This is a genomic window from Actinokineospora sp. PR83, assembly GCF_021056305.1.
Classification (GTDB): domain Bacteria; phylum Actinomycetota; class Actinomycetes; order Mycobacteriales; family Pseudonocardiaceae; genus Actinokineospora; species Actinokineospora spheciospongiae.
Window position 1 is genome coordinate 1 of record NZ_JAJCXD010000119.1, and the last position, 10,525, is coordinate 10,525.

The 10,525-nt window shown below is 74.1% G+C and carries 10 protein-coding genes; 5 read left to right on the top strand and 5 right to left on the bottom strand.

What is annotated here, in order from left to right:
* Positions 1–427 precede the first annotated feature (427 nt).
* A complete protein-coding gene (locus tag L6E12_RS31240; protein ID WP_236231518.1) occupies positions 428–1,135 on the top strand; it encodes a CAP domain-containing protein in 708 nt (235 codons plus the stop codon).
* A gap of 36 nt (positions 1,136–1,171) precedes the next feature.
* Here L6E12_RS31240 and L6E12_RS31245 read toward each other — a convergent pair whose 3' ends face one another.
* The 3 genes from L6E12_RS31245 to L6E12_RS31255 form a co-directional block, all read right to left on the bottom strand.
* Positions 1,172–1,765 carry a hypothetical protein gene (locus L6E12_RS31245; RefSeq protein WP_236231519.1) on the bottom strand — a complete coding sequence of 198 codons (594 nt, stop codon included), beginning with the start codon at positions 1,763–1,765 and terminating at the stop codon, positions 1,172–1,174.
* A gap of 40 nt (positions 1,766–1,805) precedes the next feature.
* Positions 1,806–2,222 carry a hypothetical protein gene (locus L6E12_RS31250; RefSeq protein ID WP_236231520.1) on the bottom strand — a complete coding sequence of 139 codons (417 nt, stop codon included), beginning with the start codon at positions 2,220–2,222 and terminating at the stop codon, positions 1,806–1,808.
* A gap of 217 nt (positions 2,223–2,439) precedes the next feature.
* Positions 2,440–2,736 (bottom strand): GNAT family N-acetyltransferase, encoded by a 297-nt coding sequence (locus L6E12_RS31255; RefSeq protein WP_236231521.1) that lies wholly within the window; start codon positions 2,734–2,736, stop codon positions 2,440–2,442.
* Between the two features lie 65 nt (positions 2,737–2,801).
* Between L6E12_RS31255 and L6E12_RS31260 the strand changes: the two genes are divergently transcribed.
* Positions 2,802–3,719: a GNAT family N-acetyltransferase gene (locus tag L6E12_RS31260; RefSeq protein WP_236231522.1), complete on the top strand. Its 918-nt coding sequence runs from the start codon at positions 2,802–2,804 to the stop codon at positions 3,717–3,719.
* Positions 3,720–3,728: 9 nt separating this feature from the next.
* Here L6E12_RS31260 and L6E12_RS31265 read toward each other — a convergent pair whose 3' ends face one another.
* A complete protein-coding gene (locus L6E12_RS31265; protein WP_236231523.1) occupies positions 3,729–5,267 on the bottom strand; it encodes a sodium:solute symporter in 1,539 nt (512 codons plus the stop codon).
* The gene (locus L6E12_RS31270; RefSeq protein WP_236231524.1) at positions 5,254–6,438 is read right to left on the bottom strand and encodes an anhydro-N-acetylmuramic acid kinase; all 1,185 of its coding nucleotides are present in this window, start codon (positions 6,436–6,438) and stop codon (positions 5,254–5,256) included. Before L6E12_RS31270 ends, L6E12_RS31265 begins: the two co-directional genes overlap by 14 nt.
* 137 nt (positions 6,439–6,575) lie before the next feature.
* On the opposite strand from L6E12_RS31270, the gene ftsY reads away from it, so the two are divergent.
* The 3 genes from ftsY to L6E12_RS31285 form a co-directional block, all read left to right on the top strand.
* Complete coding sequence (gene ftsY, locus L6E12_RS31275; RefSeq protein ID WP_236231525.1) at positions 6,576–8,021, top strand: signal recognition particle-docking protein FtsY; 1,446 nt, start codon at positions 6,576–6,578, stop codon at positions 8,019–8,021.
* 78 nt (positions 8,022–8,099) lie between these two features.
* Positions 8,100–8,783 (top strand): response regulator transcription factor, encoded by a 684-nt coding sequence (locus L6E12_RS31280; protein ID WP_236231526.1) that lies wholly within the window; start codon positions 8,100–8,102, stop codon positions 8,781–8,783.
* Between the two features lie 103 nt (positions 8,784–8,886).
* A partial coding sequence (locus tag L6E12_RS31285; RefSeq protein ID WP_236231527.1) for a glycosyltransferase family 2 protein occupies positions 8,887–10,525 on the top strand: 1,639 nt, incomplete at its 3' end.

Here is a 10,525-nt window from a genome sequence, read left to right on the forward strand (position 1 = left end):
CCACCGAGACCAGCGCGCCGACCTCCGGCACGACCACCACCGAGGCGGGCACGTCGACCTCCGGCACCACCACGACCACCACCCGCAAGAGCAGCTCCAACCAGCAGCCGCCCCCGCAGGGCGGCGGCGGTGGGGGTGGCGGCGGTGGTGGCAACCCGCCTCCCCCCGGCGGCGGGGGCGGAGGCGGCGGTGGTGGGGGTGGTGGCGGTGGTGGCGGCACGCCTCCCACCACGCAACCCACCACGACCAAGCCGCCTGCCACCACGACGACGACTACGACGACACAGCCCGCCGAGCCCACGACGCCGTCCAGCGGGGGCTGAGTACCAACCGGTTGCGCCACTCGGCGTAGCGGTGACGTCACCCGAAAGTGGTACGTTGCCAAACCGTGACACAACGCCGGGGACGATCAGCCTTACTCCCGGCCGTGCTCGTGGCCCTCGCGGTGGGGGCGGGCACGGCCGGGACGACCACGGCGCTGGGCCTCACCCCCGGCCTCGGCGGCACCGGTCCCGAGGCGGGCCGGGGTGACGAGGTGGCCCTCGGCCTCTCCGCCCAGCGCATCGTGATCCCCCCGCAGGACACCTCCACCCCGGTCGACAGCCCATCGGGCAACGGCGGTTCGCCGGACAGGCCGCAGAACCCCGGAACGGGTTCCCCGGCGCCCACCTCCACCACCGCGCCACCACCCGAGACCCCGCCCAGCTCGGACCCACCGCCCCCGCCACCCGTCACCACGACCGAGGCCCCGCCCGCGACCCCCGCCGCCAAGGCGGACGCCCGGGTGCTGGCCCTGGTCAACGACGAGCGCGCCACGGCGGGCTGCGACCCGCTGGCCCCCGACGACCGGCTCGCCGCCGCCGCGCAGTCGCACGCGGTCGACATGTCGGCCAACGACTACTTCTCCCACGTCAGCCAGGACGGCCGCTCGTTCGTCGACCGGTCGAAGGCCACGGGCCACCCCGACCCGGCGGCGGAGAACATCGCCAAGGGGCAGCGCACGGCCGAGGACGTCATGCGGGCGTGGATGGACTCACCGGGCCACCGCGCCAACATCCTCGACTGCGACCTCAAGACCCTCGGCGTCGGTTTCACCGCCAAGGGCCACTACTGGGTGCAGGACTTCGGCCGCTGAGCCGACCTGCACTGGGCCGATCCGCGCTGGGCCGACCTACGGCATCGTCCCGTCCCACTCGTCGAGCGGCGCGCAGTGCCAGCGCCACCGGTCGAGCTTCGGGTGCCCGGGCAGCGCGGTGCGGCCGTTGGCCCACAGCAGGGTCCGCCACGGGTCGGCGCCGGTGGGCGCCCACGGGAAGATCCGCTCCAGGACCGGGGTGACCAGCCCGGCGGGCGGAGCGAAGTCCACCCCCAGGGCCGAGGCCGCGTCCCCGGTGTGCACCAGGAGTTCGTCCCCCGCCATGGCCGCGAAGCCGGAGGCGTCGGCGGAACCGAACGGGTGGAAGCCGCGCAGCCCCGGCGGCGCCGCGTCGACCAGCAGGGCCGGCATCCGGCCGTAGGTGTCCAGCGCCCGCAGCAACTCACCGGGAGCACCGTCCGGGGGAAGCTTGATCTGCGGGACGGACAGTTCGGTCTCCCCGGCCAGGAAATCTGCCGAGTACCAGAGCAGCGTCTCACCGATGTGCGCCACCAGCCGCCCGGTCGACAGCTCCACCGCCTCACCGGGCCGAGCCCAGTCGCCGTCGGTGTGCCCGGCCAGGAAGTCGCGGCAGTGCTCGACCACCGAACGCAGGATCGCCCCGTCCACGCGCGCAGCATGGCCGGGGCGATCCCGTTCGGGCAAATCGTCAGGCGACACGCCCGCGGGTGGCCTTGAAGGTCAGCACCGCGCCGACCGTCGACACGATCGCGGCGAGCAGGCCCAGGAACAGCCCGGCCCCGGCGCTCACCACGCCCATGTAGTCGTCGTCGCTCAGGGTGACCCAGCGCAGCAGGATGAACAGCACGGACACGCCCGCCAGCACCAGCCAGATCAGCGGCAGGTTCTTCACCGCAGTGCCGAAGTGCGTGGCGAGCAGCAGCCCGGCCGCGACCACCAGCAGCAGTACCGGCAGCCAGGCGAGGAGCCCGGAGTTCCACGCGCTCGCGCTGAAGAAGGCGGAGATGGAGACCCAGGGCAGGAAGCTGAAGATGAAGGCGGCGGCGCCCGCGCCGATCCCCATCCACTCGACGGGGGTGACGTTCTTGGGGTCGAAACTGGCCATCGTTGAGGCCTTCCTTGGGCGCGACCGGGCCGGATCGTCCGTCCGGGTGGGACTGTCTGAGGTCGCACAAGTATCGGGCCGATCGGCGGACAATCAAGTCACAAGACCATCTCGGACCCGTGGGTGTGCCCGGATGGGCGACGGATCCGGCGCGACCGGCCCCACCGGTCACCCTCCGGGGGAGGCCGGTCGCGCGGTGTCGACGCGGTGGCGGTGCTCAGGCGTCGGTGACGGCGTCGGCGTAGTCGGGGTGCTTGTCGACCCAGCCGCGGAGGAAGGGGCAGTACAGGCGGGCGGGTGTGCCCTCCGCTCGGAGGCGGTCGAGCACCGCCCTGGCCAGCGCGCCGCCCACGCCCCGGCCCGCGAAGCCGTCGGACACCTGGGTGTGCATCAGCACGATGGCGTCGTCGAGCCGGTGGTACTGGACGTACCCGGCCACCTCGCCGTCGGCCACGCCCTCGAAGCGGTGGCCGTCGGTGTCCTCGCGCAGCTCCAGGTCGATCTTGTCCGCCACTGCCGTTCCTGCCCCTCGGGTTAATTTGCTCGCTTTCCGACACCGCCAGCGTTCACGATTCCGGTATGTATGTCATCCGTCTCGCGGTTCCCGCCGATGAAGCCGCGGTGGTCGACCTGGTCACCAGGTTGCAGGGCGATCCGGAACAGCTCATCGGCTACCACGGCACCACGGCGGCGGAGGTCGCCGACGAACTCGCAGGCCTGCGCCCGGACTGGTCCTCCGGGGCGGTCGTGGCCGTCGACGACCGCGGCGACGTCCGCGGGGTGCTCAGCGTCGACGCCGACCCCGAGGTGGGCCGGGCCTGGCTGCTCGGCCCGTTCATCGACCTCCCCGAGGGCCACCCGGCCGAGCGCCAGGCCTGGCACAACACCGCCGACGACCTCCTGGACGCGGCCCTGGTGCTGCCCCGGCTGACCGGGGTGGTCGACTTGGAGCTCTACGGGCACCGCAGGCACCGGCGGCTGGCCGACCTCGCCGCCCGGCACGGCTTCGACCCCATGGGCGCCAGCCGCGTGTTCACCCTCACCGGCCAGGCGCTGCGCTCGGTCCTGGTGTGCGCGGTGCCCGACGGCGGCGAGCCCCGGCTCCTCGGCGGCGACCAGGCGACCGCCGACGGCGTCGCCGCCCTGCACGAGCGCTGCTTCCCCCACCGCACCGCCACCGGCCGCCAGCTCGTGCACGGCGACCGCGGGCACACCGTGGTCGTGCAGACCGGGGTCGACGGCGTCCTGGGCTACGCGGCGGGCTTCGCGCAGGAGGACGAGTTCTACGTCGACTACGTGGCGGTGGACCCGGAGGTGCGCGGGGTCGGCACCGGCCGGGCGCTGGTCGGCGCCCTGCTGCGCGCCCTCGCCGCCGAGCACGGTGCCCGCCCGCGGGCGGCGGCGGTGATCGCGCTCGGCAACGACGCCTCCGAGCGCATGTTCACCGCCCTCGGGTTCGACCTGCACCTGGAACTGGTGAACTACCGGCGCAAGTAGCCCACCGGGTCAGGCGGGCGCGGTGGGCCGCTCCTCCTCGGCCCACCGGGCGGGTTCCCTGTGGCGCAACGACAGCAGGCCGCCCACCACCAGGGTCACCAGCACCCCCAGCGGGGTGTACCAGGGGAACGCCAGGGCCACCGATTCCTTGGTGGCCTTGGCGAAGTCCACCCCCAGGAAGGCGCCGGAACGGCTGAACTTCAGGCCCAGGATCACGAACGCCATCACCGCGACCGTCACCACGAACGCCGCGATCGCGTCCGCCTGGCGGGTCTTGCGCACCCACAGCCCCAGCAGGAACGCGCCCAGCAGCGCGCCGTAGGTGTAGCCGGTGATCGCCAGCGCGGTCTCCACGATCGGGTTCTTGGTGGTGGTGAACAGGGACGCGAAGAGGACCAGGGCGCCCGCCCAGACGATGGTCCAGATGCGCCCCTGCTTGAGCAGTTCCGCGTCGGACAGCGTGCGGCGCACCACCTTCTGGTACACGTCGGTCACCGTGGAGGAGGCCAGCGCGCCCAGCGAGGAGCTGAGCGCGGCCGCCAGGATGCCCGCGATCACGAAGCCGGACAGGCCGCTGGGCAGCTCGGTGACGATGAAGTGGGCGAACAGCTCGTCGTTGGTGCCCAGGCCGAGGTCGCCGACCGGGTCGACGCCGCGGTAGAACGACCACAGCATCGTGCCGATGAACAGGAACAGCGCGAACTGGAAGAACACCACGACCCCGCTGGCGACGAGCGCCTTCTGACTGGCGCGGACGTCGTTGCAGGCCATCAGCCGCTGCACGATGAGCTGGTCGGCGCCGTGGCTGGCCATGGACAGGACCGCGCCGCCGAGGACCGCGGTGACGAACGAGTACGGGTTGGACAGCGGGCTGGAGGCGAAGTCCAGCAGGGAGAACTTGCCCGCCTCGAACGCCGAGGAGAACCAGCCGTCGGGCAGCTTGCCCATCAGCACCAGGATCACCGCGAGCCCGCCCAGGACGTACCAGAGCATCTGGATGGCATCCACCCAGATCACCGCGCGCACGCCGCCGAAGAACGTGTAGACGACCATCGCCACGCCCAGCGCCGCCACGATGAGCAGGTAGGAGGCGTCCAAGCCGTAGGCGGCGAGCACCACTTTGATCGGGATCGCGGTGGCGAACAGCCGCACCCCGTCGGCCAGCAGGCGGGTGAACAGGAACGTCACCGACGCCGTGCCCTGCAACCCCGCGCCGAAGCGCCTGCCGAGGAAGTTGTAGGCCGTGGTCATGTTGCCCGCCACGTACCGGGGCAGCAGCACGAACGACACCACGACCCGGCCCAGGACGTAGCCGATCGCCAGTTGCAGGTAGGTGAACGCCCCCAGGTAGGCGACCGTCGGCACGCTGAGCACCGTCAGGGTGGAGGTCTCCGCCGACACCACCGACAGGCAGGCGACCCACCAGGAGATGCGGCCCTCGCCGACGAAGTAGTCCGCCCCGGAGCGCTGCCGCCCGGCGATCCGGATGCCCAGCAGGGGCATGCCGACCAGGAAGACCGCGATGATCGCTAGGTCAAGGGCGCGCACGGGGGCCTCCAGGGGGCTGCGGGGACAGGTGCAGGGACTCGGCGGTGCCGTCGAGCGGTTCCGGCCAGCGCGCCGGGTCGCGGCCGGGGGTGACGCTGCCGAGCACCCGGGCGCCGCCGCCGGTGCCCGCGTCGACCGGGACACCGTGCCAGGTCAAGAAACCCAGCAGGGCGGCCAGGTACGCCTCCTTGGCCTCGGCGGGCAGGCCCAGCGCGTCGGTGGTGGTCAGCTCGGCCGGGGCGAGCGCGGCGGCCAGCGCGGTCATCAGCGCCGGGTTGCGCACCCCGCCGCCGGAGGCGAGCACCCGGGTCGGCCGGTGCGGGGCGCACGCCTGGGCGACGGTGATCGCGGTCAGCGCGACCAGGGTGGCCAGCAGGTCGGCGTCGGTGACCGCGGGCACCCGGGCGAGCGCCGCGTCCAGGTAGTCGCCGTGGAAGTGCTCCCTGCCGGTCGACTTGGGGGCGGGCGCGGCGTAGTACGGGTCGGCGAGCAGCACGTCGAGCAGGTCGCGGCGGACGGTGCCGCGGGCGGCGAGGGCGCCGTCGGTGTCGCACGGGGTGCCGGTGCGGGCCAGCGCCGCCGCGTCGAGCAGCGCGTTCGCCGGGCCGGTGTCGAAGGCCAGGCCACCCGCGGTGACGTTGGCGATGCCGCCGAGGTTCAACGCGGCGGTGCCCGGCTCGGCCGCGAGCAGCAGCCGGTCGAGGACGCCGGCCAGCGGCGCCCCGTGCCCGCCCGCGGCGACGTCGCGGGCGCGCAGGTCCGACACCACCGGCAGCCCGGTCGCCTCGGCGATCCACGCGGGCTGCCCCAGTTGCAGCGTGCCGAGGCAGTCGCCGCCGTCGACCCAGTGGTAGAGGGTCTGCCCCAGCGAGGCCACGAGATCGACACCGAGGTCGACGCCGCTGTCGCCACCGCCGGTGAACCGCGCGGCGGCGGCGGCGAAGGCCTGGCCGATACCGGTGTCGAGGCGGCAGAGGGTCCGCGCGTCGCACGGGTTCGGGGGCAGCGCGGTGAGCAGGTCCTCGCGCAGCGCGCGCGGGTAGGGGACCTCGGCGTGCCGGACGGGGGACAGCTCCACGACCCCCGCGTGCAGCCGCAGGTCGGCCACGGCCACGTCGATGCCGTCCACCGACGTGCCGGAGATCATCCCGAGCACCCGCCGCCAACCCATGACCCTGTGGTCTATTGCACACCGGGGGTGCGCGCAAGGGTTTCGTTGGTTATTGACCAAATTGACGCTAAATCGGTTCTTATCTCACCGAGGGTGGCATCCCGGTCGCCCACCGGCCGGGATGCGAGGATGGCCCGGTGTCGAGCACCGTGATCGTCATCCTGGTCGTCGTTGTTGTCGTGCTGCTCGCCGCCCTGGTCACCGGGGTCGTGCTGGCGCGCAGGCGGCGGATCACCCTGGACCGGCCCGAGGCCGTCGAGAAGCCGAAGGGCGGCGGGTACCAGGCGGGGTCGGGCATCAGCCTCGCCCCGGCCAAGCCGAAGGACGCCCCGCTCGTCCCGCCCGCGCACCCGGCAGGCGAGCGCACCGAGGTCGACGGTCAGCCCGGCGTCGGCGACGACGCCTCGGTCCCGCGCGACTCCGAGAAGCGCGGCATCGTCGACATCGCGCTCCCGGACACGACAACCGACCCGGCCCCGACCGGCAGCGCGCCCGCGGGCAGCGCGCCGACCGGCAGCGCGCCGGTCGAGCCCGCCCCGGTCTCCTCCCTGCCCACCGACGAGCTCCCGGTGCAGGCCGAGCCCGTCACCGAGCAACTGCCCGTCCAGGGCGAACCGCTGACCGAGCAGTTCCCCGCGCAGGACGAGATCGAGCCCACCGCCGGTCGCCTGGAGCGGCTGCGCGGGCGGCTCTCCCGCTCCCGCTCCACCCTCGGCCAGGGCCTGCTCGGCCTGCTCGGCGCCGGTGACCTCGACGAGGACTCCTGGACCGAGGTCGAGGACACCCTGCTGCTGGCCGACCTCGGCGCGCGCACCACCGCGGAGGTCGTCGAGCGGCTGCGCGCCGAACTGGTCTCCCGCGGCGTGCGCACCGCCGACGGCGCCCGCGCCCTGCTGCGCGAGGTGCTCGTCGACGCGCTGCGCCCCGACCTCGACCGCGCCGTGCGCGCCCTGCCGCACGGCGACGGCGACGCCAAGCAGCCCGCCGTGGTGCTGGTCGTCGGCGTCAACGGCACCGGCAAGACCACCACCACCGGCAAGCTCGCCCGCGTCCTGGTCGCCGACGGCCGCACGGTCGTGCTCGGCGCGGCCGACACCTTCCGCGCCGCCGCCGCCGACCAGTTGCAGACCTGGGCCGACCGGGTCGGTGCCGAGGTCGTGCGCGGCAAGGAGGGGGCCGACCCGGCCGCGGTCGCCTTCGACGCGGTCAAGCGCGGTCGCGCCGCCGCCGTCGACGCGGTGCTGGTCGACACCGCGGGCCGCCTGCACACCAAGGTCGGCCTGATGGACGAGCTGGGCAAGGTCAAGCGCGTGGTGCAGAAGCAGGCCGAGGTGGACGAGGTCCTGCTGGTCCTCGACGCCACCACCGGGCAGAACGGCCTCACCCAGGCCAGGGTCTTCGGCGAGGTGGTCGAGGTGACCGGCATCGTGCTGACCAAGCTCGACGGCACCGCCAAGGGCGGCATCGTCTTCCAGGTGCAGCGCGAGCTGGGCGTCCCGGTCAAGCTCGTCGGCCTCGGCGAGGGCCCCGACGACCTGGCCCCGTTCGAGCCGGTGGCCTTCGTCGACGCCCTGCTCGGCTGACCCGGCCGGGGTACCCCCCGCCGCGCGCGTCGGCCCGTGCACGGGACAGCACCGCCGTCGATGGGGCACCGTGGGGGAGTGGACCTGGTGCGCCTGTGGCTCGTCGACGACCACGAACTGCTGACCGAGGCCCTGTCGGTCCGCCTCGGCGCGTTCACCGACCTGTGGGTGCTCGGCCGCTGCGCCACCGACGACCCGAACCTGCTCGCCAGGGTGGAGCGGGAGCGGCCGAACGTGATCACCGTCGACCCGGACTCGGCCGGGGTCGACGAGGTCGGGCTGTTCACCTCGCTGCGGCTGGCCGCCCCCGGCGCCCGGCTGGTGGTGCTGTCCGGCCTCGACGACGTCGACCGGGTCGTGGCCGCGGCCCGGCTCGGTGCCGACGCCTGGGTGCCCAAGGAGTCCGGGGTCGCACACCTGGTGCAGGTGCTGCGCGGGGTCTGCCGGGGCGAGGGGTGGTTCCCGCCGCGGCACCTCGGGGCCGTGCTGCGCGGCCTGCGCGAGGAGGTCGACCGCTACCGCGAGGGTGGTGGACCGCTCGCCGCGCTGACCGGTCGCGAGCGGCAGGTGCTGGTCAGCATGGTCGACGGGCTGCGCGGCGCCGAGATCGCGACCGAGCTGGGGCTCTCGGTGAACACGGTGCGTACACACACGCACTCCCTCTACCGCAAGCTCGGTGTCCACTCACGCCTGGCGGCGGTCAGCGCGGCCCGCGCGGCCGGACTACTACCGAGACGACGTGATCCCCACCAGATGACGTAAGCAATCTCATCCTCCGGGCTGACCCCAAGAGGAGGACGTCCGCCTACGCTCTGTGACAACAGTCGGGGGTTGTCGACAACGGGGTGGCAATGGGGTTCCGCGCGTGATTCCTTGGCTCCTGGCCCTGCTGGTGGTGGGCATCGGTCCGCTGGTGAACGTGGTCCTCGGCGTGCTGCGCCGCGACCGCGAACGCGGCTCGCTCGTCGGTGGTGTGCGCGAGAAGAAGGTCCTCGGCGAGGTCGCCGTGGTGATCGCCGCGCACGACGCCGAGTCCGAGGTCGCCGAGGCGCTCGCCGCCGCCACCCGGCTGGTCGCCCGCGGCGACGTCTTCCTGGTGTCGGACGCCTCCACCGACCGCACCGCCGAGATCGGCAGGGAGCACGGGGTCAACGTCGTCGAGACGGTGGCGCCGCTGGGCCGCTCCGGGGCGGTCGTCGCCGGGCTCACCGGCTTCCGGGTGCCGGAGGACTACCGGTACGTGCTGGTCCTCGACGTCGACCACCGGCCGCACCCGGCGTTCCTCGACCGCACGCTGCCGATCTTCGACGACCCGGACGTGGTCGCCGTGGCCGGGTTCGCCCGCACCGACTGGACCACCGCCCGCCGCGGCCCCCTGGGCAGGCTGGTCACCGCCCACCGGGGCCGGGCCTACGCGCTCGCGCAGCTACTGCTGACGATCATCCGCACCCGCCCCAACGCCGAGGCCGCCCGCGTCCTGCCCAGCCCGGCGCGGATGTTCCGCACCTCGGTGCTGCAGCGGGTCGACCTCGCGCCGGAGGGCGTGCCGGTCGCCGACTTCGACGTGTCCAACCAGATCTACCGCCTGGGCCTGGGCCGGGTCGTGGTGGTGCGCGGCGCGGTGGTCGGCACCCGCGACCCGGACACCCTGCGCGGCTACGCCCGCCAGGCCCGGCAGTGGGCGGTCGGCTTCTGGCAGGCCGTGCGCCGCAACGGGCTGCGCCGCGGCCCGCAGGTGCTGGGCCTGGGCTGGTTCGCGGTGGAGAGCGTGCTCACCTCCGCCGTCCTGGTCGCGCTGCCGTTCCTGCTCGGCTTCGGGCTGCTGCCGGTGTGGGCCGTGCTGCTCGGGGTGTTCCTGCCCGACCTGCTGCTGACCGCCCTGGTCGCGCTGCGCCAGCGGCAGCCCGGCTACCTGCTCCCGGCGCCGTTCCTGCCGCTGATGCGGCTCGTCGACGCGGTGGTCCTGCTGTCCGCGCTGCCGCACGCGTTCCGCGACCGGCCCGCGACCGCGCCCTGGCTGAGCCCGGTGCGCACCGCCCACCCGCCGCCGCCCGGGGGCCCGTGGTGGCGCTCGGGGCCCGCCGCGGCCGTGGCGTGGCTGGTCGGGATCGCCGCCGGGGTCGTGCTGACCCTGCGGGTCGCCGCCGCCGTCTCCACGCTGCCCGCCACCGCCTCCGAACCGGGGCTGGTCGACGCCGTGTTCGGCCGGGTCGCCGGGTTCGGCGGCGCGGTGCCGGAGGGCATGGTCCCCGCCACCGCCCAGCTCGCCGGGTACGGCTCGCTGACCGGGGCGTTCGACCGGCACGCGACCGTGCTGACCGGCGTGCGCGAGCTGTCGGTGGTCTGCGCCGCCGTCTTCGCCGCCGGGTTGCTGGTGGCCGCGGCGATCCTGCGGCTGCGGCCGGTGGCCGTCGCGGTCGCCCTCGCCGCGGTCGCGGTGTGCCCGCCCGCGATCGGCGTGCTCGCCGGTGCCGGGCCGGGGCCGGTGGCCGCCGCCTGGCTCG

What these genes read in the sequence shown, in the direction of transcription:
- L6E12_RS31250 (WP_236231520.1), bottom strand. Translation starts at nt 2,222, where the DNA reads ATGGCCAGTTTCGACCCCAAGAACGTCACCCCCGTCGAGTGGATGGGG.
- L6E12_RS31260 (WP_236231522.1), top strand. Translation starts at nt 2,802, where the DNA reads ATGTATGTCATCCGTCTCGCGGTTCCCGCCGATGAAGCCGCGGTGGTC.
- L6E12_RS31270 (WP_236231524.1), bottom strand. Translation starts at nt 6,438, where the DNA reads ATGGGTTGGCGGCGGGTGCTCGGGATGATCTCCGGCACGTCGGTGGAC.